This is a genomic window from Hugenholtzia roseola DSM 9546, assembly GCF_000422585.1.
Taxonomy (GTDB): Bacteria; Bacteroidota; Bacteroidia; order Cytophagales; family Bernardetiaceae; genus Hugenholtzia; species Hugenholtzia roseola.
This window is the reverse complement of record NZ_KE383882.1, coordinates 158,185-183,685: the sequence shown is the minus strand read 5'-3', so window position 1 is coordinate 183,685 and position 25,501 is coordinate 158,185. Positions and strand designations below refer to the sequence as shown.

Here is a 25,501-nt window from a genome sequence, read left to right as displayed (position 1 = left end):
GGTAAAAAAATGAGAAAGGTTTTATTTTTTGGGAGCAAAAAAGCTCAAATCTTGAATTTCGAGAAGTTGCTCGCCTGCATAGATAGCGACCGAAACAGGTGTTTTCCTGCCTGCCGTCGTTTCGAAGGGCAAATCCACAACGAGTACGCCCTTTTTTAGTCCTTCGGCTTCGAGGGAAAAGGCTTGCCCTACTACCTCGATTTTACCTTTTTGGGGCGTTTCCAATACAAAACGAAGTTCGGCAGGTTCGGAAGTCTTATTGATAGCCTGCACCATGTACATATTGCGAATGTGTCCATTTTCCAGACGCTGAAAAGTCTGCCCCTGCGCTCTTAGAATTGTAACCTCTACGGCTTGGCGTGTGAAAAGCAAGCCGCCCATTACGGCTGCCAAAACCACTAACACTGCCGAATAGAAAAGCAAGCGCGGTGTGAAAGCAAATTTTTTGTCTTCGGCTATTTCTTTTTCCGAAGCATAACGGATAAGCCCGCGCGGACGCTTGAATCTATCCATAATATCGTCGCAGGCATCGATACAAGCCGTACAATTTACACATTCGAGTTGCGTGCCGTTTCTGATGTCTATTCCCGTAGGGCAGACCTGCACACACAAGCCACAATCGACACAATCGCCTTGAATCTTTTGCTCCAAAACTTCTATATCCGACTGTAATTCTTTCTTCGGCTTTTTGTATTTGCCACGCGGTTCGCCACGCACGTAGTCGTAAGAAATGACAATGGATTCTTTGGTGAGCAAAACGCCTTGCAGCCTACCATAAGGGCAAATTGTGGTACAAACTTGTTCTCTTAGAAAGGCAAAGACCCCATAAAACGCGCCTGTGAAAAAGAGAAGGGCAGTAAAGATACCCATGTGTTCTTTTGGCGTATCGGCTATCATATCGCCCAAACGCTCGGTACTGACGATATAAGCCAGAAATAGGTTTGAAATCCCAAAGGCGATAAGAAGAAATATCAGATGTTTGGCGGTCTTTTTCGCTATTTTTTCGCCCGTCCAAGGGGCTTGATTGAGGCGGCGTTGTTGGTTTGCGTCGCCTTCTATCCAATATTCTATTTTTCTGAAAACCATCTCCATAAAGATAGTTTGCGGACAGACCCAGCCGCAAAATATCCGCCCGTATGCTAAGGTAAAGACAATGACAAAGACAATGGAAAGCAACATACCCAAGACAAAAAGGTGAAAATCCTGTGGCATGAAAATCTGACCAAAGATGACAAATTTGCGGTCTAAAACATCAAAGAGTAAGGCTTGATGTCCCTTGATTTTGATAAAGGGTATCGCAATTAGGAAAGCTAAAAGCAAGATAGAAACGATGATGCGTCCGTTGTGGTAGCGTCCAGAGGGCTTTTTGGGATAAATCCACTTGCGTTTGCCGTCTTTATCTACCGTCGCAATTACGTCGCGGAAGTCTTCGTCGGAATGAGCTTGCGTAGCCATAAGTAGGGAGGTTTTGAGAAGGTGGGGTTTTCAAACCCTTAGCCTGCATTTTGAAAGCCAGCTAAGGGTTTGGGAGTCTGTTATGCGTGTTTATTTTTGTTCAGGCTTGTATAATTCGCCTTGTGCTTCTTTGGCATTGGCAGGGTTTGTCCCTTGTAGGGTTAGGATATAGTTGGAAACATCTTGAATGTCTTTGGGCGAAAGTTGGTCTTTCCATGAAATCATACCTTTTTCCACTACCCCATATTTGACCGTTTTGAAGATGTCGCTCAAACTGCCGCCATGCAGCCAATATTCGTCGGTTAGGTTTGGTCCTACGCCGCCTTGTCCTTCTGCGCCATGGCAGGATTTGCAGTTGTCGACATAGATTTTTTTGCCGCCTTCCAGCCCTGCATCACCTTTGGCATACGCGCCTACGTTGTTTTCATCTATCAAGGCAGCCATCTTTTTGAGGTACTCCTCTTTTTGGATAGCAGCAATCGCCATCTCTTCGCGGTATTCTTTCACCGACACAAATTCACTTTCGGTAAAATGATAATTGTAGAGATACCAACCGCTGGCAGCGATACAGGCGTAGAAGCCATATTTCCACCAAGGCGGCAGTTGGTTGTCGAGTTCTCTGATGCCGTCGTAATTGTGGTCGAGAATGATTTGCTCTTCGGTTTCGATGGGAGCGGCGGCGTTGAATTTATCCCAAAACCACTTCCAAAAGCCATCTTCTTGGGCTTTCTGTGCCTGAATACCTGCTTTTTCTTCTTCTGTGCGTGTAATAAGTTTGATAAATTGCACAAAAGAAAAAGCAATGATGATAAAAAGAACCACGATAATCGCAACAATTAGCACTAAGAGTAAAATCATTAGCTCTTCGAGCGAGAAAGTGCCTGCGCTTGTTGTTGGGCTAAGGGCAAATCCTGTCCTGCCTATCAGAAGCAGGGCAAGCGTTGGAAAAATTATTTTCTTGTACATATTAGCGTCTGTTTTCGGTGAAAGAAGGAGAAGGGTCGTCGTTTTCCAAAGGCAACGACTCTAAATGCTCTACTAAGGGCTTTTTGATAAAAACCGAATAGGCGGCAAAGGCAAGGAAGACGGCAATAAAGAGAAGAAGTCCGATGACGGCAAAAATCTCCACGCCTGAAATATCTCTAAGAACGTCTTTGTACATGGCTTTTCGGAATTGAGAAGGGCTAAGTAAGGGTTAGCCCTTCGGTGAGAGTTTTACTAAAAGAGAATCTTACCAATAAGACTCTTACTTGGTAGGCAAGTTTTCGGGCTTGACCTTCTTGATGTCCGTACCTAAGCGTTGTAGGTAAGCAATCAGGGCTACCAATTCGGTGTCGCTTTCGGTTTCGATGCCCTCTTTTTTGAGGTTCGCCTGCACCTGTGCCGCTTGTTTTTGTAGGTCTAAAACGGCTCTCTTTTCGTATCCTTCGGGATAAGGCACGCCTAATTTTTGCATGGTTACGATTTTGGCTTCGGTAGAAGAAACATCTAATTTGTTTTCATCAAGCCAAGGATAAGGCGGCATAATAGAGGCAGGCGACATACTTTGCGGCGAAATCATGTGGTTGTAGTGCCAGCCATCAGAATATTTGCCCCCGATACGGTGCAAATCGGGTCCTGTGCGCTTCGAACCCCACATAAAAGGACGGTCATAGACAAATTCGCCTGCTTTCGAGTATTCGCCATAACGCTCCGTTTCAGAACGGAAGGGGCGCACCATTTGAGAGTGGCAGACGGCGCAGTTTTCGCGCATATAAATATCTCTACCCTCTAATTCCAAAGGCGTGTAGGGCTTCACTGCCGCAATAGTAGGAATATTCGAGCGGATAAGATAAGTTGGTACAAATTCGATGATACCCCCAATCGCAACCGCTACAAATGACCAAACTAACATCTGCACAGGGCGTGCTTCAATCCAAGAGTGCCAATGTTTGGCAGAGCCGTCGTCATGGCTGTGCATAGCAGGGGCAGAGGTTTGCTCATCGCCAATAAATGCGCCCTGACGTGCCGTCATGATGAGGTTATAGACCATAATAATTGCGCCTGTGAGGTAAATTGCACCCCCTACGGCACGCATTTTATACATAGGTAAGATTTGGACAACCGTTTCCAAGAAGTTTTTGTACTTCAAAAAGCCATCTGCACCAAAATCTTTCCACATCAAACTTTGTGTAAAGCCTGCCCAATAAAGGGGAATGGCGTAGAAAAGAATACCCAAAGTGCCGACCCAGAAGTGCGTTTCGGCGAGCTTTTTAGAGTAGAGTTTGGTATTGAAAAGTTTGGGAACAAGCCAATACAAAATACCGAAGGTAAGAAAACCATTCCAGCCCAAGCCGCCAATATGCACGTGTGCGATAGTCCAGTCGGTGTAGTGGCTAATTGCATTGACATTTTTGAAGGAAAGCATCGGTCCCTCGAAAGTTGCCATACCATAAGCCGTAACCGCTACGACCATAAATTTCAGAATCGGCTCGGTGCGAACTTTATCCCACGCGCCGCGCAAGGTGAGCAAACCATTCAACATACCGCCCCAAGAGGGAGCAATGAGCATCAATGAAAAAATCGTCCCTAACGACTGCGCCCAGTCAGGCAGGGCAGTATAAAGTAAGTGGTGAGGACCCGCCCAGATATAGATAAAAATCAACGCCCAATAATGCACAATAGAAAGGCGATACGAATACACAGGTCTGTTTGCCGCTTTTGGTACGAAGTAGTACATCAGACCCAAATAAGGCGTAGTGAGGAAAAATGCCACAGCATTGTGTCCGTACCACCATTGTACCAACGCATCTTGCACGCCTGCAAACATCGAGTAGCTTTTCATACCCAAGAAATCCACAGGCATAGCCAATGAATTGACGATATGCAACATCGCTACCGTAACGAAAGTGGCGATATAAAACCAAATCGCTACGTAAAGGTGCTTCTCACGACGTTTGAGAATCGTACCAAACATATTCACCCCAAAAACTACCCAAACCAGCGCGATAAGAATATCGAGAGGCCACTCCAATTCGGCATACTCCTTTGTGGTGATAAAGCCCATCAGGAGCGTTACGGCGGCTAAAACGATAATGAGCTGCCACCCCCAGAAGTGTAGCTTGCTCAATACGTCGCTAAACATACGCGCCTTGCAGAGGCGTTGTAGCGAGTAATAAACGCCCATAAAAATCCCGTTTCCTACGAAGGCGAAAATTATCGCGTTGGTGTGAAGCGGGCGAATACGCCCAAAGGTAGTAGGCGCAAATTCGAAGTTGAAAACGTGATGCGTGAGCTGGAGTGCCGCTAAAAGCCCAACCAACATACCGACAATGCCCCAGAATGCCGTCGCTATCACAAACATCTTAACGATACCGTTATCGTAAGAGAAGGTCTCGATTTTACTTTCCGTCTGAGGAGGCTTGTTCAGAACGGTTTGCGTGTTTTGGCTCATCTTCTAAAAGGATTCTTAAACTTGGTGTATAGGTATCCTCGTACTGTCCGCCCCTAACCGAAATCAGGAAGGCAGCCAAGAAACCTAAAGCCACCAACAAACTCACGAGGATTAAAATTAGAATAGCACTCATTGGAATTGAATTTTATGCTGTTACAAAAGTAGAGCAGGCGGCGCAAGCAAAAAATGAGATTTATCAGGGTAAAAACCTGATGTTTGTCAGGTTTTTGTCTAATCTATTGATTTTCAGAGTCTTATCGCCTTTTTTATCTGCCTAAAATCGCCTTTGTGCGGTGTTTTTATCGGAAAAAAAGCCCCAATAGGCTAAAAAAATCCAAAAAAATCCAAAAAAATCTGCGACAACCCGTAAAATCTGCTTTATCTGTGTGCTTAAAATCAGGCAGTAGGGACAAGGTACTGCCTTGTCCGAAGTGAAAAGGCAGTGTGCCTTTTCAGAAGTGAGATTGAAAGAAAATGATAAAAAAAACAAACCCCAAACGTTCCCAAGACGCTTAGGGTTTGCAATTTTGGTCTATGACCAAGTTCTAAAACTTTGTAACAATACCTTAGAAATTTAGACTTGGGAAATAAGCCGTTTCGCCCAACTCTTCCTCTATGCGCAGGAGTTGGTTGTATTTCGCCATTCTATCCGAGCGCGAAGCCGAGCCTGTCTTGATTTGTCCTGTATTGAGGGCGACGGCAAGGTCGGCAATGGTGCTATCTTCGGTTTCGCCGCTTCTATGCGACATGACCGATTTGTAACTATTTCGGTGCGCCAGATTGATGGCATCGATGGTTTCGGTAAGTGTTCCGATTTGATTGACTTTGATAAGGATAGCGTTGGCTACTTCCTGCTCTATGCCCTTTTTGAGGCGTTTGGTGTTGGTTACGAAAAGGTCGTCGCCTACGAGTTGTACTTTTTCGCCTATCGCCTCTGTTAGGTTTGCCCAACCCTGCCAATCGTCTTCGTGCATGCCATCTTCGATGGAAATAATGGGATACTTTTTGACCCAATTTGCCCAATATTCTACCATCTGTTCGGAGGTGAGTTTTTCGCCTGACGATTTTTTGAAATGGTAGAGTCCTGTTTTTTCGTCGTAAAATTCAGAGCTTGCTGCATCTAAGGCAATAAAAATATCTTCGCCTGCTTTGTATCCTGCTGCTTCTATCGCCAAAAGCACGACTTCGAGGGCTTCCTGATTCGAGCGGATATTAGGGGCAAAACCGCCTTCGTCGCCTACGTTGGTGGAAAGTCCCTTTTTGTGCAATACCTTTTTGAGGTGGTGGAATACTTCCGTTCCCATGCGCAAAGCCTCAGAAAAGCGTTCCGCCTTGATGGGCATAATCATAAATTCCTGAAAATCAATGCCATTATCGGCATGTGCGCCGCCATTTAAGATGTTCATCATCGGCACAGGGAGCGTATTGGCATTCACGCCGCCTACATAGCGAAAAAGTGGCACGCCTGCTTCTTTGGCGGCGGCTTTGGCTACGGCTAAGGAAACGCCCAAGATGGCATTTGCGCCTAAGTTGGCTTTGTTGTCAGTGCCGTCTAATTCTATCATGATGCGGTCGATGAGATTTTGCTCAAAAACCGAGCAGCCCAAAAGCTGTGGAGCAATTACCTCCTGCACGTTCTTGACCGCTTGTAAAACGCCTTTGCCCAGATACAGTTGGTTATCGCCGTCGCGCAATTCCACTGCTTCGTGTTTGCCCGTAGAAGCACCCGAAGGGACGGCAGCACGTCCTAAGTGGTTGTTGGTAGTGAATACATCTACCTCGACGGTAGGATTGCCACGCGAGTCGAGAATTTGGCGTGCCGTAATATGCTGAATTTGGCTCATAAGATAGATTTGCAGTTTAGCAGTGAAAAAAGGTTGGTGCTGCAAAGATAGCGTTTTTTGGTATTTTTGCCCCTCGAATCCAAATCCGTTGATGATGAAGTTTTATCTGATTGCAGGCGAAGCCTCTGGCGATTTGCACGCCGCCAATTTAGTGGCTGCCCTCAAAACCCAATTCCCTACCGCTACCTTTCGCGGATATGGGGGCGAAAAAATGCAGCAGGCAGGCGTAACTTTGGTGCGCCACTATGCGCAAATGGCTTTTATGGGCTTTGTGGAGGTGCTGCGCAATTTGCCTACGATTCTCTCTATTTTGAGCGAGTGCAAAAAAGATTTACGCGCTTTTCAGCCCGACGCGCTTATTTTGGTCGATTATCCGGGCTTCAATATGCGCATTGCCAAATTTGCCAAACAAAAGTTGGGCTTAAAGGTTTTCTACTATATCCTACCCAAAGTATGGGCATGGAATCAGAAACGCGCCCTTGCGCTCAAACGCGATACCGACGCACTTTTTTCTATCCTACCCTTCGAAATTCCCTTTTTTGCGCAATACCAAGTAGAGCATCTCTACTATGTAGGCAATCCGCTTTTTGATGCCATTCAAAACCAAGCGCAAAAAAAGCCACCTGCTCACCTTACCCAAATAGAGAAGCCTATCATTGCCCTGCTGCCCGGTAGTAGAAAACAGGAGGTGCGCCTTTTGCTGCCCCAGATGTTGAAAATTACGGAGGCTTTCCCCGACTATCAGTTTATTATTGCGGGGGTGATAGATTTGCCTACCGAACTTTACTACCCTGCCTTAGATGCAGGTATTCCCATTTTGTATGGCAATACTTATCACCTTTTGCAAGTGGCGAAGGCTGCCGTAGTCGCTTCGGGAACAGCGACGCTCGAAACGGCACTCTTTGATGTTCCCCAAGTGGTGGTCTATCAAGTAAATCCGCTGACGTATCATATCGGCAAGCATCTGATTCGCGTGCCTTTTATTTCTTTGGTCAATCTGATTGCAGAAAAAAAAGTGGTTTCCGAATTGATACAAAAAGAATGTAACCCTTTGCGCATCAAAGCCGAATTAGCACGTGTTTTGCACCAAGATAGGGCGCAAATCTTAGCCGATTATCGGGCTTTGCGCCAAAAAATGCAAACCGAAGAGGTTTCCTTGCGTACTGCACACTATATTTCAACTTTTTTGAAAGAAAGCGATAAGAAAAGTTGATTTCTAAAAAAAAATCTATTTTTGCACCCTTAGCACCTTGCGCTGCTTTTTCCTACCCCTGCAAGGCTCTGCCAATGTGTCATTTCCCTTTCTAAAAGCCTATCTTTTTGTAGGGTAGTGCGTAGGATAGGGCAGCCCGCTGCATTTTATTTTCTCACCTTTTGAACCTTGTTGTGATGCCTAAAAATTTGGTAATTGTAGAATCGCCTGCTAAAGCTAAAACGATTGAAAACTACTTAGGGAAAGATTTTGTCGTCAAATCCAGTTACGGACACGTGCGGGATTTGCCCAAGCACAATCAGGCTATCGATATTCAGAATAATTTTGAGCCTACCTACGAAATTTCAGAAGACAAACAACAGGTAATAAAAGAATTGCGACGCATTGCCGAAGATGCCGAAACAATATGGCTTGCCACTGACGACGACCGCGAGGGTGAAGCCATCTCTTGGCATTTGAAAGAAGCCTTAGAATTGGATACGCGCAAAGTCAAGCGCATTGTTTTTCGTGAAATTACCAAAACGGCAATCTTGCAAGCCATTCAGAAGCCGCGTAGCATCGACGACCACTTGGTAGAAGCACAGCAGGCACGCCGCATCTTGGATAGAATTGTGGGATTCGAGCTTTCGCCTGTGCTTTGGAAAAAGGTGAAATTTGGGCTTTCGGCAGGGCGCGTGCAGTCGGCAGCGGTGCGCGTAGTGGTAGAGCGCGAAATGGAGATAGAAAAGTTCGATTCGGAAGCCTATTTCCGTTTGCAGGCAGAATTTGAAGCCGAAAAGCGAAGCCTACAAGCCGAATTAAGTCGCCGCTTGGAAAACGAAGGGCAGGCGCAGGGCTTCCTACAAGGCTGCAAATCGGCAATTTTTAGGGTAGAAAATTTGGAAAAGAAAGCCGTCAAGAAATCGCCTACGCCGCCTTTTACTACTTCTACTTTGCAGCAGGAAGCAAGCCGCAAACTTGGCTATTCCGTTGGGCAGACCATGTCTTTGGCGCAAAGATTATACGAGGCAGGACACATTTCTTATATGCGTACCGATTCGGTTTCGCTTTCAAAAGAAGCACGCAACAATGCCGCCGCCGCCATCGAGCAGAGCTACGGCGCAAAATACGTACATTCCCGCCAATACACGACCAAATCTTCTTCGGCACAAGAAGCGCACGAGGCAATTCGTCCTACCAACTTTGCCGCCAGAGAAGTAGGCGCAGACGCACAACAAAAACGCTTGTATGATTTGATTTGGAAGCGTGCCATTGCCTCCCAAATGGCTGATGCCGACATCGAGCGCACTATCGTTACGATAAGTATTGAAAAGGACAAAGAAATCGCGAAAACGGCGAGCCTGCCTTTGCCTGCTGATAAATTTAAAGCCACAGGCGAAGTGATACTTTTCGATGGTTTTCTAAGGGTTTATTTAGAATCTACCGACGAGGAAGAAGATGACGAGGCGAAAAATGTCATTCCACCGCTGCAAATTGGGCAAGTGCTGGATTTGAATTTTATGAAAGCCACCGAGAGCTTTACGCGCCCTAAGCCACGTTATACCGAAGCTGCCTTAGTCAAAGCCTTAGAGGAATTGGGTATCGGACGACCTTCCACTTACGCGCCTACCATTTCTACTATCTTGAAAAGGGAGTATGTCGTCAAAGAATCGCGCGAAGGCAAGAAAAGACCCTACAAAGAGCTAACTTTGAAAGAAAATCAAATCAAGACCCAAGTAAAGACCGAAATGACGGGAGCAGAGAAAAACAAACTCTTTCCTACCGATTTGGGCATTATGGTCAATACTTTCCTAACGCAGCATTTTTCAAATATCATCGACCTTTCCTTTACTGCCCAAGTAGAAGAACAGTTCGACCACATTGCAGAGGGCAAGCTCAAATGGCGCGATATGCTCCGCTTTTTCTACCAAGATTTTCACCCACAGGTGCAGAAGGTAGAAGAAAATGCAGATTTTGCCTCTGCCGCCAATTCCCGAAATTTGGGGACAGACCCTAAAACAGGGCGTAGCGTCATTGCACGCATGGGGCGTTATGGGGCGTTGGTAGAATTGAAGTCGGAAGAGGAGGACGAAAAATCGCAGTTTGCCTCCCTTAAAAAAGGGCAGTATCTCAATTCTATCACCTTAGAAGAAGCCTTAGAACTATTCAAACTGCCGCGCACAGTGGGCGAGTATGAAGGCAAGGAAATGGTCGCTGCCGTAGGGCGTTTCGGTCCTTATATCCGCCACGATAGCAAATTTTATTCTATTCCAAAAGAAAAAGACCCCTTAGCAATTAGCCAAGAGGAAGGCATCGAAATTATCGAAGCCAAAAGAAAAGCCGATGCGCAGAAAAATATTTTAGACTTTCCCGAAAACCCTGATGTCAAGGTTTTGAATGGGCGTTATGGTCCTTATATTGCGTATCAGGGGCAAAATATCAAAATTCCCAAAGACAAAGTGCCGAGCGAACTCACTTTGGCGGAGTGTTTGGAGCTAATAGAAAAAAGCCCCAAAAAGCCCACAAAGGCGATTGCCAAGCCTACAAAAGTTGCTACCAAAGCCACAAAAGCCACAGACGCAAAAGCTAAAAAAGCACCTGCCAAGCGCGTTTCTAAAAAGGCGGCTACCGAGCCAAAAACTGTCGCTAAAAAGGCAACGGTCAAAAAAACAACCGCTAAGGCAAAGACCGAAAAAAAGAAATAGCTTTTTGGGAAAAAAATTAGGGGAAATTTAGCACAATTTTCCGCTGCTTTAATAATTAATCGCAATTTAGAACCAAACCTAACAGTTTTCAAAAATCTGTTAGGTTTATTTATACCCTATTCTTTCGCAAAGCGATAATCGTCTTCGGTGAAGGTGTAGGTGAAAAGATAACTTACCGTTTGCTTAGAGGCTTTTTTTACTACCATTTCGAAATTCTTTTGATTGGGAATATTTCGCTCATGGTTATAGCCATAAAATTTTGTAGGCGTATTAGCAGGCAGAATAGAGTCGTAATAGTGTGTTACGCGGTAGCGGTGGTTAAAAATAACCACTAAGGAATCGCTGCGACGAGGCCACACGCCATATTTATGACCACTAAAATATTCTTTTGTAACATCTGGGGGCGATAATTTGCCTGTTCCAGCAAAAACCTCACGTGCATACAACAACTTTTCAGTAGGTTGAATTTGTACCGAATCGACAATCTGCCCCTCTTCAAAAAATTGAATAGAAACAATAGTTGAGGTTTGGTTTTCAATTTCTGCCACATTTTCTTCTGTCCAACCTGCTTGGCAAGCGGAAAAAAGAAGCGTAATAAAAAACACTGATAATATTTTAAATTTCATAAACAAAAGCAGAAAATTAGTAGAAAGATAAAAGAAGGTCAATTTGCGCATCAGTAACGCCAGCGGGTTTGTGTTGCTTCGAAAAAGTAGCGAAAAACTTTCGCCCTTCGCTACTTTTTTCAATCCTATTCCTTCGCAAAGCGATAGTCTTCTTCGGTGAAGGTGTAAGTGAAAATATAATTGACAGTTTGACGGGATTTTTCTTTTACTTCCAACTCAAAATTATCGTGATTCGTAAAATTGCGTTTGTCTTCGTAATAGAAAAACTTAGCAGACTTTTCCGTTGGCGGAATCGTATCCCAGTAGTGCGTAACGCTATGCAGACCATCAAAAACAACAACGACCGAATCGCGAACAAAGTAACGACTATAACCGAAATCAGGTCTTATAGTTGCATTACTCGGCTTTGTTTTTGAATCAATAATCGCATCTGTAAAGTATAGAAAATCCTTTTGAGCAGGGATATGCAGCGAATCGGTGAGAACTCCCTTATCAAAAAAATAAACCGAAATAGGAACAGATGATTTGTTTTCGAGAACAGCTTTTACGCCATGTAACCACTCCGCATTACAAGAAAATAAGAATAACAAACACAGTATTGCCCACAGTTTTTTTACTTGCATGGCTGTTTTTTTTAGAGGTTAGTAAAAAGATAAAAGAAGGTCAATTTGCGCATCAGTAACGTTGTGTTGCTTCGAAAAAGTAGCGAAAAACTTTCGCCCTTCGCTACTTTTTCAATCCTATTCCTTCGCAAAGCGATAGTCTTCTTCGGTGAAGGTGTAGGTGAAAATGTAATCGACCGTTTGGCGAGATTTTTCTTTTACTTCCAACTCAAAATTATCGTGATTGGTAAAATTGCGATTGTCTTGGTAATAGAAAAACTTAGCAGGTTTTTCCGCTGGCGGAATCGTGTCCCAATAGTGCGTAACACGATAAAGACCATCAAAAACAACCACAACCGAATCACGAACAAAATAACGATTGTTGTAGAAATCGGGTCTTATGCTTACGTCTTCTACTTCGAGTTTGCCTCCAAGAATGGCATTTTCTGCGTATGTAAAAGTTTGGCTTGGTGAAATTAGTATAGAGTCTGACGTTCTACCTCCATCAAAGAAATAAATTTTGATAGGAACAGAACTTTCGTTCTCTACGATAGCCTTAACGCCATGCACCCAGGTTGCGTTGCAGGCGGATAACATCAATAGCAAATAAGTTATCCAAAATAATAAGTTCAGTTTCATTTATTTAAATTTATAAATTAGTAGAAAGATAGTAGAAGGTCAATTTGCGCATCAGTAACGCCAGCGGGTTTGTGTTGCTTTAGCTTTTGGCTAAGGCTGGAAAGTCCGTAGCTATGTTTCAAAATATTTGCCTCAATACCTGCAAGCGTATAGCCTGAAACTTGGTCATTGACAAAACCAAAACGACGACCAGTATATTCTCTATTTAGTTCATTGTGACTATCTACTAAATTAATAAAAAGAGTAGTATAGTCAGCACTAACATCATTAAAACTTAGTCGCCAATACTGATAGCCATGTTCTCTTGGCATGTTAGTTGGCAGCGGATGGTTATAGTTCCACTCCCCATAGTTTGAAACACCACGTGCTTGATATTCTCTTTTAGTAAGCCACCATTCCACAGCTAAAGCCCAGCTTTCTTGTATTTGGGTAGATACTTGGCTAAACTGAATTACGCCTGCGTTCATACGAATTACATGGCTTACATGGGCGGTTTCGTGAATAGTTGTCCCAAAAACATCATCAGAGAGCATTTCAACATTGCCCGATTCATTGTTTTTATACCGTGCAATTTTCACAACATTGGTTACAGGCGAGCTGATTCCCTGCCAAGTTTCTTTGGCATCAACCGCTACATAGCCCGTTTGTGTGCCAAATGGTCTATAAGGTCGTTGCAAGCCATCGATAGGGCGGTAATGATACATGTAGGCTGCTCGCAATATATGCCCTGCAAATCTATTGTATCCGCTTGCTATGGTATGATTCCAGTCGGCATCTTGTTTGGGACCGTTTATCCAAACCAAAGCACCTAATACAGTTGCCTTACGAATATGGAAGTGCTGATGTTCCATGTGCAAAGAGTAGTTACAACGCCTATTAAAGGTCTTGCTCATGCGGTAGTTGCCAGCAAAGTCTGTCGTTGCTTTGTAGGTAGTAAACCATCGGTTTGCTCTTATTTCAGCACCTTGTAAGCCTATGTTCATTTGCAGGCGTGTGTCATATATCAGAATCCTACCGCCAGGTCGGTAAGGCGTAACTAAGGGTTCGTCTATATCAACCTCTATCGGTGTTCCATTTCCGCCTCCTGTGCCTGTTTGTGCATACGCCTGATTAAGCAACATATCTACATAGGCTTGGTTGAGTTCTAAAAGTCTTTCGTCTTCTTCGGGGATATAAAGTTTGGCTAAAACTTCATACTCACAAGTTACTTCCAACTTATTTTCCTTCCTTACTGACGCATATTGGTAAGTCGGTACGTCTTGTGGTAAAGTAGGGTCGTGATAGAAACTTCCTCGCTCCAAGACTTCATAGTCCAAAGGGTAGCTATAAAGAGTTAAGTCGTTGTTTGCCAAAAGCGCACTGTATTCCTCTTCGTTTTTGGGTTTAAACTTGATGTAATAGTGGCTTTCCTCGAGGTTTTCTGCTTCTAAAAGCGTATAACCTCTTCTTCCAAGTACGGCTACGGCTGCTTTCATGTTTTCCACCGTATAAGGGTTTTCCAACTTTCTACCCAATACTAAGGGCAGTGTTTCGTCTGCTTCGCCTTCTGCGTATTGTGAAGCTGTTCTTTCGCTTTTTTCGAGTTCTACTTCCTCTTCGAGCTTCTCACAAGCCGAAAAAAGAATCATAAAACCCAATAAAAGCCCTATCCGAAAATAGCTTTTTTTCCTATTTTCAAGTGTTTTCTTTTTAATTAGCATAGCGTTTATATGTAGGTACAATTAAAAAACAAACTTACATGCGTAAGCGGCTGCAAAGGTAAGGATAGTTTTTTATTGCACAAGAGCAAAATCTATTTTTAACATATTTTAGTGCTTGAAAACACAATTTTATAGGCTTTTCCTGTATAGCTATGCCTATAAAAACTATCTTTCTATCAGAAAAGGCAATTCAAGCCGCTTATCTTGCTTTTTTCTATGAAAAAAAACATAACTTTCCAAACTTTCACATTAAAAAACTTACATGGCTATCTATCACAAAAAAGAACCCTAACCCTTTTTATGAAAGGTTAGGGCGCGTAAGGTTAGCGAAATGAAGAAGAAAAAGAGCTAAAAATAGCCAGAAAGTAGAAATAAAGTAGTTAAACCTCTTTTTCTGGTGTGTCTGGGGTTTTGGATTCAATCGGCGTTGTAATCATGGCACGCACCAAATCTAAGATAAGAAAGACCTCGTCCTCGAAAGTAGAACGGATGTCCAGCGTTGGCTCCTGCCCCCCGATATTGCGCATCTTGCCTACCAAGTTGTGCTTGCGCGGTTCGCTGCCTAAAAAGACCCAGATGCCATATCCTGCCACGCCTTTTTCGCCTTGCTCATTTTCTTTTACGTCGCTTTGTGTCAAGACTAAAAACGCCTCGCCGTCGATTTCTATATGGGTTAGATTTTTCTCACTTTTTTGTGTAGAAGCGGGATTTTGTCCTTTGACCTGAATTTTCTTATCAGCAAATTTTATCCCATGGCGCGAATTGAAGGTGATTTTTTGCATTACGTCGTGTCATTTTTTTTGTATAAACACAAAGTTAGGGAAAAGACGCGGTTTAGACTACTTTTTTTGTAGCGACGGCTTAAAAAGTATGATTTGACATCAAAAGCTGCGCTCTCTGCGATTTGAGGCGTGAGTAAATTGGCTCAAAAAGCGTATTTTTGCAGCACCTTCTTGTAGCACAAACCTTCTTTTTATGACTACTTCTCGTTCCGCATTTCATTGGCTTTGGAAAGGGGCGGCAATCGCCATTATTTTCTACACAATTATTGGCGGCTTGCTTATTGAAGTGCCACGCCTCAATATTTTGAATGAAACTATCCGCAATTTGTTTTTTCATGTCCCCATGTGGTTTGGCATGCTGCTCATGCTGCTGGCTTCGCTTATTTTTTCAATCCGCTACCTACGCAAGGGCAGATGGCAAGACGACCTCTGGGCAGTAGAACTCGCCAATGCAGGGGTGCTTTTCGGCATCTTGGGCATTACCACAGGCATGTGGTGGGCAAAATTCACTTGGGGAGCATTTTGGAATAGCGACCCCAAACAGAACGCCTCGGCGATTGCGCTTCTTATCTATTTGGGCTATTTGCTACTGCGCAATTCCTTTACAGACGCACAAAAAAGAGGCAGAATTAGTGCCGTCTTCAATATTTTTGCCTTTGCGATGTACATTCCCCTGATTTTTATTTTGCCACGCCTAACCGATTCTTTGCACCCTGGCGCAGAGGGAAACCCTGCTTTTAGTGCCTATGATTACGATAATGATTTGAAAAAAATATTTTATATCGCTATTATCGGCTGGACAATGCTCGGTGTTTGGCTGGTAGAATTGAGAGTACGCTACAAAAAAATTCGCTATCAATGGGAAGAAAAGCAAGATTTTTAGCAGTTTCCAAATTGCGATACCTGCCTTTTCTAATCTTAAAAAAATAGCAAACTAAGAACAAAGTAGGGACAAGGCATTGCCCTGTCCCTCATACGGATATTGCTTAGAGCGTCAAAGCCCTGCGCTTTATCAGGCTTCACTTTGCATTGTTTCCAAGATGCTGCGAATAGAATCGTCTATCGCGACGGCGCGTTGGGTCTTCAAATCTACAAACACAAAGGTTACTTCGGCTTCGGTTGCTACTTTTTCTGTGCCTTTGAGTACAATTTTTTGGGTAAAAGTGCAGCTCTTTGTGCCGATTTCTTTCAAGAAAGTCTGCACTTCTAAAACGTCCCCTAATTGGGCAGGATAGCGGTAGCTGATATTGATATTGACAATCACAAAAGCCAACCCCTTGCTTACGTGCAGTTTCTGAACGGCTTGGTTGCCATCAAAATATGCCCATCGCGCCTCTTCCATAAATTCGAGATAGCGGGCATTATTGACGTGCTGATACACGTCTAAATGGTAGCCGCGCACGATAATATCGATGCGGTCTTTGTTCTGATTGGGGTTCTGATTGTGAGAAGATTCGTTCATCTGACTTTTTTTTAATAGATTTTGGATAAAGACTTAAAACGAACAGTTTTTAAGAGCCATTCGCTTTGTTTTTTTTAATAATTTAATAAGAGGAACAAGGTTTTTGCCTTTCGAGTGTTTTTATTGCGCCTTTTCTTTCCATCGAAACGTTTTGAGCAGGTGCATCATATCGTTTTGTGTGTATTTGAGGATAGGAGCTAAGGAATCGTTATCGCGTGAGGAGGGTACGTAGAGGGCGGCGCGGAAAAAGTGTTGGGTAGAATCGGAAATCCAATAGTTGAAGACAGTGGGGACTTCGCCTTCGGAGAAGGTGAAAAAGACGGTATTTCCACCTGCAAGGGTATCTACTTTTTGGTCTATGGCTGTGGCGCGTGCCGTAATGAGCGGGTTAAAAGTCATTTTGTAGGCATCATTGACGTATTCTTTGAAGCGTTGTGGGTTGTTTTCTATGGTATGAAAGGAAATATGAATACTCGAAATGGTGATGGAATCGTAGTCAATTTCTATCCAATAGGGCTGTGCGTGACTGGTCTTGTAGGGTTTGATTTTGGCATATTGCGAATATTCGAATTGGTAGGGATAGTCGCCTTCCAAGAGTTGATATTCTGGTTTGGGTAGTTCTATCCGATGGAAACCAATCGGTTTGGGCAAATAAACCGCTTCCTGCTCTCCACAAGCACTAAGGGCGAGCGAAAGTAGGCAGAGGGCAAAAAGAAGCCGTTTGTTTATGTTTTTTAGCATATCAATTTTTGTATCAGAATGAGGATAAAAGGGCAAAACTTGCGCTTTCTTATCTAACGCATTTTCCGACAAGACCTTACAAAAATACAAGTTTTGCACATAAAAAAGCCTTTTTAGGGCATATTTGGCTGCTAAGGCATTGAATAAAAGTAGCTTTGGAAAAGATTTTGTATATTTAAGCCCAAAAATAGCGTTATAGCCTTACATTCCGACTTGTTTTCAAATACGCTAACAAAATTATACAAGATGAAACCATATCGTTTTTCTCCTCATTTTTGGCTACCTTTTCCCAAGAAGCAGACCTTGATGCTACTTTCTCTTTGGGCTTTCGTAGGGGGCGCACTCCTTCTGACCATCTCCCCAAGCAAGGCTCAAAATCCACTTTGGCAGATAGAAGAAAAGGAAGATAGAAATATCAACGGCAAAATTTTTTCTTTTGGCAAGGTCAATCAGCTCAAAGCCATCTTGCCCGAAGAAACCGACATGATTTCCGAATTGGCAAAGGCGGCAGGCATCGAGGTTGTGGATTTTTTAAAGTACAATGACCTCAATGTGTCGGCTACCGTAGAAAGTGGGCAGGTCTATTATTTAGAGCCTAAACACAAGATTGCCTTAGTGAGCATGCACGTATTGAGCGAAGGCGAAGACTTTTGGCAGGTCAGTCAGCGTTACGGACTCGAACTCAAACGCCTCTACCACTACAATCGCTTAGAAGAAAATACCAAGCCCGAAGTGGGGCGTGTGCTTTGGCTGCAATCGCGCCGCCCCAAAAATGTACCCGTAGAGATTCGCACCGTAGAAGCTACACGCGGTATCGTTGTCAGTAGAATTGAGGGAGAAACCGCTACCCTGAATAAAATCGTGAACGACACCACCAAAAAGCCCAATTTAGCCCAAGAAGACCCCGAACTTAAACAGCAGTGGGAGGAAAATCTTAGAGAAGAAGGCTTCATTGATGCAAAACCCGAAGAGGCTACCGAACAAAAATTGGATACCCTTGCTCAAAAAGTGGCACAGAACACGACAGCCCCCCAAAAGGAAAACCCCACAGAGCAGCCTTTCAAAAACCAAGAAGAGCCACAAAAAAATACAGCCACAACCCTTGCGCCTGAAAAGCAAGCCACTACACAGCTCGAAACCCGAAATGGCGACCTCTACTACACTACCCAGCAGGAAGCAGAGCGGCTCGATAGTATCGCCAATCGCTACAAGGTTTATGTGGCAGACCTACGTTTTTGGAACAATTTAGACATTGCTACCAAAACTTTTCCCAAAGGCACGAAGCTAATTGTAGGAAAAACTTCACAGAAAGTGGCGCAAAATACGCAAACTACCACCAAACTTTCTACGCCACAGCGACTAAATGACTCCCTTTATTTGCCCGTACCCGATACAAAGGTGCAAAATGTAGCCTCGCCTGCGCATTTTGTCAATCCCGACGTGCAGTATCACTATGTAAAAAAAGGCGAAACGATTTGGCAAATCGCCAAACTATATGGCATAGAACACAAAAAGCTAATCGAATGGAATCAGTTGGGAACAGGGGACGACATCGCCATCGACCAGCAAATTGTCTTAAAGGAGTATTTGGCTTTACCCAAAAAGGAAGCGACGGCGCAAACTTTTGTAGAAAATACGCGCGGCTTGGGAACAAGCGAAAATACGACCACCACCGCTACACAGAACAACAACCAAAATACGGCTCAAAATACGACCCAAAATACGGCAACAAATCCTTCCAAACCTACGCGCGAGGAAATTCTCAAAATCGGGGGCGACCCTGATAAGGCAGGAACAAAAGGGTATGATATGTACGGTTTTCAAGTGGCGATGGCAGAGCCTGAAAAGCCCCTTTTAAAGGCAGATACCGCACAAATTTTGCTGCACGTAGTAGGTGAGAAAGAAACCCTTTGGACTATCGCAAAGGAATTTGGCGTTTCTTCGGGCGATTTAATGCGTTGGAACAAATTGCAGGACAACGGCATTTTGCATCAGGGTACAAAACTTATCGTGCGCGGCGGCGATGCCCTTCCTGCCCAACTTTTAGAAAAGCACAAACAAGAGCAAACACAAGACCTGCTGCAAAATATTCCTGCCCCCAATTCGAAGGGCGAAGGCTTGCATGTGGTTCAGAAAGGCGAAACTATCTATCATGTAGCCAAACGCTACAACCTAATGCCCGACCAAATCATCACTTGGAACGCCCTTGCCAAAGACGTAATTGATTTGAAGGCAGGCGAAACGCTTATCGTATCGCAGCCGCAGCCTATCAAAAACAATCCGACCCAAGAAAAGAATCAGGAAAAGCAAACCGCCACCGATTCTACCAAAACCACCACTTCGCCCGATACTGCCCTTGCCTCGAATCAGGAGTTAGCCGCTAAAAACGAAGTTTGGGTCTATCACACCGTTTCTTCGGGCGATACGCTCAATAAAATCGCAAACCTTTATGGGGTGAGCAAAGACCAGATTCGCCAATGGAACGAAATGAAAGACGACATAGTGCGCTTAAATGCGCGTCTAATTGTGGGCAAAAAATAGAGTAGCCTTAAAAGCGAAGGCAATGCGTCTTCGCTTTTTTCTTTTTATGATTTTCCAGATTAAGATTTTTTCAAAACATGACCGCTTTCCAAATTCGAAAACCTTTCAAACCCTTTACAATTTCGTCTGCATTTGTTTGGCTCTTATTTTGGGGTCTTTTTTGGGTAGAAAAGGCAGAGGCACAAAGCCCCCTTGTACGCAATTTTGAGCAAATTCAGTATCAGGGAACGCTCAACGGCAATCTGCCAATCGTTATGAATCTTACCTTTACAGAACAAACCGCTTCGGGGCATTATTTCTACACCAAATACCAAATTCCGATAACTTTGGAAGGCGCAAAACAAGCCAATGGCACTTGGAAAATAGAGGAGAAAGACAAATCCTACAACACAACCGCCTTTTTTGAGGGTAAAAAGGTAGGCGATAAGTTTTCAGGCAGTTGGAGAAATGCCGCAGGTACGAAAAAATTTGCCTTCGCACTGACCCAAATAAAAGAAGGCATTGTAGGCTTCGAAGGCTACCGAATCAAGGACGAAAAGCAGGACAGCAAAGGCGGTATCTCCTCCCTTGCCATCGAGGTTTTGTATCCGACCAGCATACCTACCGATTTGCCCACTACCTTGCTGCAAAAACTGCAAGATAGCGTCATTGTAGGACAGTTGGGGGCAGAATTTTTGGGAAAAGACAACGTCGCAGCAAAATTAAAACGCCTGCACAAAGGCTATTTCGAGGGCAACACCCAAGACGACGACCTCGATTTTGCACTCAACTACACAGACGAGCGCAGCATGAGCGTCATCTTTAATCAGTCCCATATCCTAACTCTGGACTATTCGGGATATAGCTATGCAGGGGGCGCACATGGCACGTATGGCACGCTCTACCAAATTTGGGATTTAAAGAAAGGGAAAATCTTACACGCCAAAGATATTTTTGTAGCTCCACAAAATCCTGCCCTTCGACAGCTCTTAGTGCGTCAGTTGAGAAAAGATTTAGCCCTCCCAAAAGAACAAAGTTTGGGCGATTACGGTTTCTTTTTGGATAAAGATGCTGATTTACCGCTGCCTGACAATATGGCAGCCACAGGAACGGGCATACTTTTTCTATATGGCTTGTATGAAATTGCGCCTTATGTCATGGGTACGACTGAAATTTTCATTTCCTATGCGGAATTAAAGCCTTTTATGCGGAACGATTGCGCCTTATGGCTACTTGCCAATCAATAACCTTTCTCCTATACGCTCACAAGTCTTTTATCGCTCTTTCGCATTTGTATAAAAAATCGTACTTTTGAGAACCCCAACCCAACGCAAGCCCTCGAAATTGCGTTTTGAAAACTAATCTCTTTTCCTCTTGCTCTAAAACCTTGTCGTCATGAGAAGTTTTGTTGATGATTTAAAATATGAATGGAATAAGCCTAATAATACGGTTATTCGCATTATCCTTATCAATGTCATTGTGTTCATTGTGGTATCCTTAGTGGGGCTATTTGGGCGTTTTGGTACTTTTATGATGGAAGTCCAGAACCTGACTAACTACTTAGTCGTCTTGCGCCCTAATGCTTTCGATGCCCTGATGACCCCTTGGACGCTACTCACCTACGGCTTTACCCACAAAGGCTTTCTACATATCTTGATGAATATGTTGATGCTTTATTGGTTTGGCAAATTTGTAGGCGATTATATCGGCAGTCAAAGGCTTTTAGGGCTTTATCTTTGGGGCGTAATTGCAGGCGGTTTGCTTTATCTTCTTGCCTACAATACCGTCTTTGTTGGGTATCAAAACTATACCACAGGGCTAATTGGGGCTTCGGCGGGCGTGTATGCTATCTTGGTAGGGGGGGCTACGTTGCTTCCCGAAATGCGTGTGCATCTTTTGCTTATTGGGGCAGTCAAGCTCAAATATGTGGCAGCCGTTTCGGTCTTTCTCTCTATTTTAGCCATCGGCTTAGAAAATACAGGTGGCAATTTGGCGCACCTTGGAGGGGCTTTGATGGGCTTTGTCTTCATCAAACAGTTCCAAAAGGGACGAGATTGGAGCGTTATTTTCGTCAAAATTGGCAACTTTTTTTCCAACCTTTTCAAAAGACGCAGACCCAAGATGCGTGCCAAAAGCTATGCCCATCATAGCAGTCAAAGTCAAAGCCAAAAAAATTCGCCTTCTGCCGTTGTGCCTAATCAAGAAATTATAGACCGCATCTTAGACAAAATTTCAGAGTCGGGTTATGAAAGCCTAACACAAGAAGAAAAGCAAGTGCTTTTTAGGGCAAGTCAAAAGTAGGGACAAGGCATTGCCTTGTCCGCATAACAAAATTGAAATAAAAAAGGATTTTCAGACCCAAAAATAGGGGTCAGTCCAAACTTTATTTCGTGTCAAATTTGACAAAACAAGGCTTTTTGCAGAACCTAATATGGCTATGCGTTGTGCGATTAAAACGCCTAAAAAAAGGAACAAGGGTATAACTTGTTCCTTTTTTTGTATCGAGGTCTGATGTATTTTGTGCTATTTTCTAAACTGCAAAACTTTCGCCACAGCCACAGGTGCGCGAGGCGTTTGGGTTGATGAATTGAAAGCCTTTTCCATTTAAGCCGTCGCTAAATTCGAGCGTCGTGCCGATAAGATAGAGCAGACTTTTTTTATCTACCAAAATCTTAACACCTTGGTCTTCAAAGACTTCGTCGGAAGCTAAAATTTGGTCGTCGAAGCTCAAATCATACATCAATCCCGAACAGCCACCACCTTTTACCGCTACGCGGACATGATGTTGTAGGGAGTGTCCCTCTTGGTTGCGAAGTTCCTGCAACTTATCAAGGGCTTTATTTGAAATGCTAATCATAGTAGAATCTTATTTGGGGTTTTAAAACAAAGATTCGCCTTTCCAAACACGACGCTAAGGCGGTTAGGAGATAGGATTCAAGACGATACTATAGACCGTTAGAGAATTTACCTCTCTGCCAAAGTAGAGTTTGTCTAAGGCTTCATACATATTACGAGCGCGAAAGTAAGAAGTTTGCAAACCTGCCGATTTTGCGCCTTCCTCTCGGCTTGCCCATTGGATTGTGTAGGAATTGTCTTTTTCTTTGTAATCTCTCACATAGGAGAGCATTTTTTGGAGGGCATCTAATTTATCTGTCCCTACTTCGGAATGAAAGAGAAAGGATTGGTTATGGCGCGGATTGACCGTAATCAGATTAAGGCGTGTATTTCCGCCTTCGGTTATAAAATCGAAGATAAGCTGGGCATCAGAAAGTCCTAAATGGTCGTGAATGGCTTTTTGAAGGCGTGCATTTGCTACGTGAATATCGGTATAACTCATAAATAAGCAAGGGAAAAAGAGAAAGCGGAGAGGGTTAATAAGATATGTCTAACACAAAGATACAAACCCTTGTTTGTAAAAGTAGTGCCTTAGACAAGAAAAAACGAAAAAATCGTAGCAGGAGCAAATGTCCTACTACGATTTAGACCTTACGGTCGATGTTTTTCTCGCAAGCGCGGTTTAAAGGCTTATTTTACTACTTTAAACTCTACACGACGGTTGATAGCCATGTTTGCTTGGTTTTGCTTGCCATCAATTTCGTTAGGTACAGTAGGACGACCTTCGCCGTAACCTTCAGACTCTAAACGGCTTGCAGGGATACCTTTTCCGATAAGGTAGTCCATGGCAGACTTCGCACGATTTTGAGAGAGGCGCAAGTTGTATGCGTCGCCACCGCGGAAGTCGGTGTGTGCTTCGATACGGATACGCAACTTAGGATAGTCGGTTAAGAACTTATAGACTTTTTCAAGTTCTTCTTTTGCTTTGGCGTTCAAATCCCAACGTGCAGTAGCGAAGTTGATGTTGTCGAAAGCGATAGCAGTTTCGTCCAGCATGCGGATATACTTGGTAACTTTGTCGCCGTAGTTTGCTTTTGTCAAGTCCAAAGTGTCCATTTCGTCGAAATAACCGCTTGCTTTTGCAGTAAGGTCATAGACAACTTTAGGCTCTAAACGGGCTTGGTATTCGCCTGTACCTTTTTTCTCTACGTTGCCGATGCTGGTGTTGTCTGCACTTTGAACCGTAAGTTGTGCATCAACAGGCTCTTCTGTAAGCAGGTCGACAATCTTGACAACTACATCTACTCCCTTAGGAATCAAACGAACACGCTTACAGATGTTAGTCAAAGACTCTTGTGAGGTGAAGTCCCACTCAAATTCGTAAGGCAAGTAATCAGGGTGATTGATAGTAACCTTGTACTTGTTGCCTTCGGTAATCATGGTTTCAAACTCACCTGTTTCAGGGTCGTTATTTTTTTCGTAACCCAAGTTAGGGCGCGTCAAGTTTTCAAATTTGAGCGTTACGGCTACGGGGTCGCCAGTTACAGAGTCTTCTACGTTTCCACAGGCACGCATTACTTTCTTAGGTGCGAAAGCAGGAGGTACGAGCGTCCAGAAAACTTCGTGTGAAGCGTTCATGTCTGCATTGAAGTACATAACGGCGTTAGGAGCGTCGTTAGGGCAGATAGAAACGAAACCTTCGGCAGAAAGGTGGTTTGCAAAGTCGGCAGCCATTGGCTCGTCCCAAGCAGCACCGCCTTCTTGTAGGCGCGTCATGAAGAGGTCGAAATCGCGTGCGTCAGCGCGGATACCTTTTACGGCAGCTTGTCTTTTAGCACCTGTCTTCAAAGAAGAATAGTAAGCGGTTTCGTTGTCAGCCATTACGCGGAAAGCCATGCTGCAATCGTCGGTGAAAGGCGAAGTAATTTCAGTAGGTGCGCCCCAAGAGCCATCTACGTTGCGCTTAGAAACGAAAAATTGGTAGCAATTTTTGCCTTTCGCGCCTTTTTTGTCGTCTTCAGTTTCAGTAGCGGCAGCCTCCTCTTGTCCTTCTTCACTGCTTGCTTTTTTGCGTGAGAAGTAAAGGAACATACCGTCGGCAGAGATAGAAGGGAAGCTCTCGTGGTCGCCTGTGTTGATGGCATCGCCTACACTAACAGGCTCTCCAAATTCAGCCTCTACGCTTTCGCGTGTAGCCATGTAGATGTCCATGCCACCTTTGGTGTCTTCTAATTCGCCACAGAAGAAGAGGGTTAGGTCGTCGTAGCTAATCCAAGGACCTGCCACGATTTTGCCGCCTGCTTTTTCGTTGATGGCTTTGATAGGCTCAGGGTCAAGCCACTTGCCATTCTTGTCCATTTTTGCTACATAGAGTTGGTAGCTATTCCAGCCTTTTCCTTCCTTGTTGGATTGGAAGTAGAGAGTTTTGCCGTCTTTGCTGATACTTGGCGCGTACTCATCATAGAGCAACGTGTTGATAGCAGGGCTGAGGCGGTGGCGTTCTGGGCTGACCCAGTTTTTGTACATATCGCCTTCCTTCTCTTCGTCGGGGCTGTTTTGCGCCTTTGCAGTACCTACTCCTAAGAAGCAGGCGAGCAGAAAGCTCAAGTAGAGATAAACTGTTCCCTTTCTCATCATAAAGGTTATTTTGATTAAATTTAGCAATTAGAGTTAAGTTGTTCCACAAGAATTCATGTAAAGGTAAAAAAATCCTTGTGTTTTCTCTACCTTTTGCCGATTTTTCTTGAAAAAAAATGTGTAAAGGTGAGATAGCACCATTTATTTGGCTGCATTTGCTTTCAAGGCATCAGCAAGGGTAAATCCAACACTCCCAATTGAAAAACAAAAAAAGCAAATTTTGGGGACTTGCTCAAACGTTTTTTTTGGGTTTAGTTAGTTTGCTGCAAATTTAAGGCAATTTGAGATAAAATATAAGGTTTCGACGTTTTTTTTTGCCCTCAAAAGG

General features: G+C 43.9%; 22 protein-coding genes. 6 read left to right on the top strand and 16 right to left on the bottom strand.

Going from position 1 to position 25,501, the window contains the following annotated elements; translation table 11 throughout:
- Positions 1-21: 21 nt before the first annotated feature.
- From ccoG to eno, 6 genes are all read right to left on the bottom strand, one after another.
- The gene (gene ccoG / locus G500_RS0115665) at positions 22-1,455 is read right to left on the bottom strand and encodes a cytochrome c oxidase accessory protein CcoG (RefSeq protein WP_027003241.1); all 1,434 of its coding nucleotides are present in this window, start codon (positions 1,453-1,455) and stop codon (positions 22-24) included.
- A 90-nt stretch (positions 1,456-1,545) separates the two neighbouring features.
- The gene (locus tag G500_RS0115660) at positions 1,546-2,421 is read right to left on the bottom strand and encodes a cbb3-type cytochrome c oxidase N-terminal domain-containing protein (RefSeq protein WP_027003240.1); all 876 of its coding nucleotides are present in this window, start codon (positions 2,419-2,421) and stop codon (positions 1,546-1,548) included.
- A 1-nt stretch (position 2,422) separates the two neighbouring features.
- Entirely contained in the window at positions 2,423-2,617 is a 195-nt protein-coding gene (locus tag G500_RS0115655; RefSeq protein WP_027003239.1) for a hypothetical protein, read from the bottom strand.
- Positions 2,618-2,701: 84 nt separating this feature from the next.
- Entirely contained in the window at positions 2,702-4,888 is a 2,187-nt protein-coding gene (gene ccoN, locus G500_RS0115650) for a cytochrome-c oxidase, cbb3-type subunit I (protein WP_051203727.1), read from the bottom strand.
- A complete protein-coding gene (gene ccoS / locus G500_RS0115645) occupies positions 4,836-5,021 on the bottom strand; it encodes a cbb3-type cytochrome oxidase assembly protein CcoS (protein WP_027003237.1) in 186 nt (61 codons plus the stop codon). Before ccoS ends, ccoN begins: the two co-directional genes overlap by 53 nt.
- Positions 5,022-5,454: 433 nt before the next feature.
- Entirely contained in the window at positions 5,455-6,732 is a 1,278-nt protein-coding gene (eno, locus tag G500_RS0115635) for a phosphopyruvate hydratase (protein ID WP_027003235.1), read from the bottom strand.
- A gap of 91 nt (positions 6,733-6,823) precedes the next feature.
- Between eno and lpxB the strand changes: the two genes are divergently transcribed.
- Complete coding sequence (lpxB, locus tag G500_RS0115630) at positions 6,824-7,945, top strand: lipid-A-disaccharide synthase (protein WP_245574496.1); 1,122 nt, start codon at positions 6,824-6,826, stop codon at positions 7,943-7,945.
- A gap of 176 nt (positions 7,946-8,121) precedes the next feature.
- Positions 8,122-10,629 (top strand): type I DNA topoisomerase, encoded by a 2,508-nt coding sequence (topA, locus tag G500_RS0115625; protein ID WP_027003233.1) that lies wholly within the window; start codon positions 8,122-8,124, stop codon positions 10,627-10,629.
- A gap of 116 nt (positions 10,630-10,745) precedes the next feature.
- On the opposite strand, the gene G500_RS0115620 is transcribed toward topA, so the two are convergent.
- The 5 genes from G500_RS0115620 to G500_RS0115595 form a co-directional block, all read right to left on the bottom strand.
- A complete protein-coding gene (locus tag G500_RS0115620) occupies positions 10,746-11,255 on the bottom strand; it encodes a hypothetical protein (protein ID WP_154657182.1) in 510 nt (169 codons plus the stop codon).
- Positions 11,256-11,380: 125 nt separating this feature from the next.
- Positions 11,381-11,845, bottom strand: coding sequence for a hypothetical protein (locus tag G500_RS0115615; RefSeq protein WP_154657181.1), 465 nt, complete (start codon positions 11,843-11,845; stop codon positions 11,381-11,383).
- A gap of 150 nt (positions 11,846-11,995) precedes the next feature.
- Complete coding sequence (locus G500_RS0115610) at positions 11,996-12,496, bottom strand: hypothetical protein (protein ID WP_154657180.1); 501 nt, start codon at positions 12,494-12,496, stop codon at positions 11,996-11,998.
- Positions 12,497-12,513: 17 nt separating this feature from the next.
- Positions 12,514-14,196: a hypothetical protein gene (locus G500_RS0115605; protein ID WP_027003229.1), complete on the bottom strand. Its 1,683-nt coding sequence runs from the start codon at positions 14,194-14,196 to the stop codon at positions 12,514-12,516.
- Positions 14,197-14,576: 380 nt separating this feature from the next.
- Positions 14,577-14,978: an SAM domain-containing protein gene (locus G500_RS0115595; RefSeq protein ID WP_027003227.1), complete on the bottom strand. Its 402-nt coding sequence runs from the start codon at positions 14,976-14,978 to the stop codon at positions 14,577-14,579.
- A 193-nt stretch (positions 14,979-15,171) separates the two neighbouring features.
- Here G500_RS0115595 and ccsA point away from each other — a divergent pair, with 193 nt between their 5' ends.
- Positions 15,172-15,861 (top strand): cytochrome c biogenesis protein CcsA, encoded by a 690-nt coding sequence (gene ccsA / locus G500_RS0115590; RefSeq protein ID WP_035757664.1) that lies wholly within the window; start codon positions 15,172-15,174, stop codon positions 15,859-15,861.
- Between the two features lie 129 nt (positions 15,862-15,990).
- On the opposite strand, the gene G500_RS0115585 is transcribed toward ccsA, so the two are convergent.
- Together G500_RS0115585 and gldD are read right to left on the bottom strand one after the other, a co-directional pair.
- Positions 15,991-16,440, bottom strand: coding sequence for an acyl-CoA thioesterase (locus G500_RS0115585; RefSeq protein ID WP_051203725.1), 450 nt, complete (start codon positions 16,438-16,440; stop codon positions 15,991-15,993).
- Positions 16,441-16,560: 120 nt separating this feature from the next.
- Complete coding sequence (gldD, locus tag G500_RS0115580; RefSeq protein ID WP_035757734.1) at positions 16,561-17,181, bottom strand: gliding motility lipoprotein GldD; 621 nt, start codon at positions 17,179-17,181, stop codon at positions 16,561-16,563.
- 246 nt (positions 17,182-17,427) lie between these two features.
- Here gldD and G500_RS0115575 point away from each other — a divergent pair, with 246 nt between their 5' ends.
- The 3 genes from G500_RS0115575 to G500_RS0115565 all read left to right on the top strand — a co-directional run bounded on the left by G500_RS0115575 (position 17,428) and on the right by G500_RS0115565 (position 22,002).
- Positions 17,428-19,722: a LysM peptidoglycan-binding domain-containing protein gene (locus G500_RS0115575; protein WP_027003223.1), complete on the top strand. Its 2,295-nt coding sequence runs from the start codon at positions 17,428-17,430 to the stop codon at positions 19,720-19,722.
- Between the two features lie 77 nt (positions 19,723-19,799).
- Positions 19,800-20,948 carry a DUF3298 and DUF4163 domain-containing protein gene (locus G500_RS0115570; protein ID WP_027003222.1) on the top strand — a complete coding sequence of 383 codons (1,149 nt, stop codon included), beginning with the start codon at positions 19,800-19,802 and terminating at the stop codon, positions 20,946-20,948.
- A gap of 148 nt (positions 20,949-21,096) precedes the next feature.
- Positions 21,097-22,002 (top strand): rhomboid family intramembrane serine protease, encoded by a 906-nt coding sequence (locus G500_RS0115565; RefSeq protein WP_027003221.1) that lies wholly within the window; start codon positions 21,097-21,099, stop codon positions 22,000-22,002.
- Between the two features lie 229 nt (positions 22,003-22,231).
- On the opposite strand, the gene G500_RS0115555 is transcribed toward G500_RS0115565, so the two are convergent.
- The 3 genes from G500_RS0115555 to G500_RS0115545 form a co-directional block, all read right to left on the bottom strand.
- Positions 22,232-22,558: a HesB/IscA family protein gene (locus G500_RS0115555; RefSeq protein ID WP_027003220.1), complete on the bottom strand. Its 327-nt coding sequence runs from the start codon at positions 22,556-22,558 to the stop codon at positions 22,232-22,234.
- Positions 22,559-22,621: 63 nt separating this feature from the next.
- Complete coding sequence (locus G500_RS0115550; RefSeq protein ID WP_027003219.1) at positions 22,622-23,038, bottom strand: hypothetical protein; 417 nt, start codon at positions 23,036-23,038, stop codon at positions 22,622-22,624.
- A gap of 188 nt (positions 23,039-23,226) precedes the next feature.
- Complete coding sequence (locus tag G500_RS0115545) at positions 23,227-25,173, bottom strand: OmpA family protein (RefSeq protein ID WP_086047931.1); 1,947 nt, start codon at positions 25,171-25,173, stop codon at positions 23,227-23,229.
- Between the last annotated feature and the right edge of the window lie 328 nt (positions 25,174-25,501).

Excerpts from the sequence above, each read along its gene's own strand:
- ccoG (WP_027003241.1), bottom strand. The coding sequence starts at position 1,455 with ATGGCTACGCAAGCTCATTCCGACGAAGACTTCCGCGACGTAATTGCG.
- G500_RS0115660 (WP_027003240.1), bottom strand. The coding sequence starts at position 2,421 with ATGTACAAGAAAATAATTTTTCCAACGCTTGCCCTGCTTCTGATAGGC.
- G500_RS0115655 (WP_027003239.1), bottom strand. The coding sequence starts at position 2,617 with ATGTACAAAGACGTTCTTAGAGATATTTCAGGCGTGGAGATTTTTGCC.
- ccoN (WP_051203727.1), bottom strand. The coding sequence starts at position 4,888 with ATGAGCCAAAACACGCAAACCGTTCTGAACAAGCCTCCTCAGACGGAA.
- ccoS (WP_027003237.1), bottom strand. The coding sequence starts at position 5,021 with ATGAGTGCTATTCTAATTTTAATCCTCGTGAGTTTGTTGGTGGCTTTA.
- eno (WP_027003235.1), bottom strand. The coding sequence starts at position 6,732 with ATGAGCCAAATTCAGCATATTACGGCACGCCAAATTCTCGACTCGCGT.
- lpxB (WP_245574496.1), top strand. The coding sequence starts at position 6,824 with ATGATGAAGTTTTATCTGATTGCAGGCGAAGCCTCTGGCGATTTGCAC.
- topA (WP_027003233.1), top strand. The coding sequence starts at position 8,122 with ATGCCTAAAAATTTGGTAATTGTAGAATCGCCTGCTAAAGCTAAAACG.
- G500_RS0115620 (WP_154657182.1), bottom strand. The coding sequence starts at position 11,255 with ATGAAATTTAAAATATTATCAGTGTTTTTTATTACGCTTCTTTTTTCC.
- G500_RS0115610 (WP_154657180.1), bottom strand. The coding sequence starts at position 12,496 with ATGAAACTGAACTTATTATTTTGGATAACTTATTTGCTATTGATGTTA.
- G500_RS0115605 (WP_027003229.1), bottom strand. The coding sequence starts at position 14,196 with ATGCTAATTAAAAAGAAAACACTTGAAAATAGGAAAAAAAGCTATTTT.
- G500_RS0115595 (WP_027003227.1), bottom strand. The coding sequence starts at position 14,978 with ATGCAAAAAATCACCTTCAATTCGCGCCATGGGATAAAATTTGCTGAT.
- ccsA (WP_035757664.1), top strand. The coding sequence starts at position 15,172 with ATGACTACTTCTCGTTCCGCATTTCATTGGCTTTGGAAAGGGGCGGCA.
- G500_RS0115585 (WP_051203725.1), bottom strand. The coding sequence starts at position 16,440 with ATGAACGAATCTTCTCACAATCAGAACCCCAATCAGAACAAAGACCGC.
- gldD (WP_035757734.1), bottom strand. The coding sequence starts at position 17,181 with ATGCTAAAAAACATAAACAAACGGCTTCTTTTTGCCCTCTGCCTACTT.
- G500_RS0115575 (WP_027003223.1), top strand. The coding sequence starts at position 17,428 with ATGAAACCATATCGTTTTTCTCCTCATTTTTGGCTACCTTTTCCCAAG.
- G500_RS0115570 (WP_027003222.1), top strand. The coding sequence starts at position 19,800 with ATGACCGCTTTCCAAATTCGAAAACCTTTCAAACCCTTTACAATTTCG.
- G500_RS0115565 (WP_027003221.1), top strand. The coding sequence starts at position 21,097 with ATGAGAAGTTTTGTTGATGATTTAAAATATGAATGGAATAAGCCTAAT.
- G500_RS0115555 (WP_027003220.1), bottom strand. The coding sequence starts at position 22,558 with ATGATTAGCATTTCAAATAAAGCCCTTGATAAGTTGCAGGAACTTCGC.
- G500_RS0115550 (WP_027003219.1), bottom strand. The coding sequence starts at position 23,038 with ATGAGTTATACCGATATTCACGTAGCAAATGCACGCCTTCAAAAAGCC.
- G500_RS0115545 (WP_086047931.1), bottom strand. The coding sequence starts at position 25,173 with ATGATGAGAAAGGGAACAGTTTATCTCTACTTGAGCTTTCTGCTCGCC.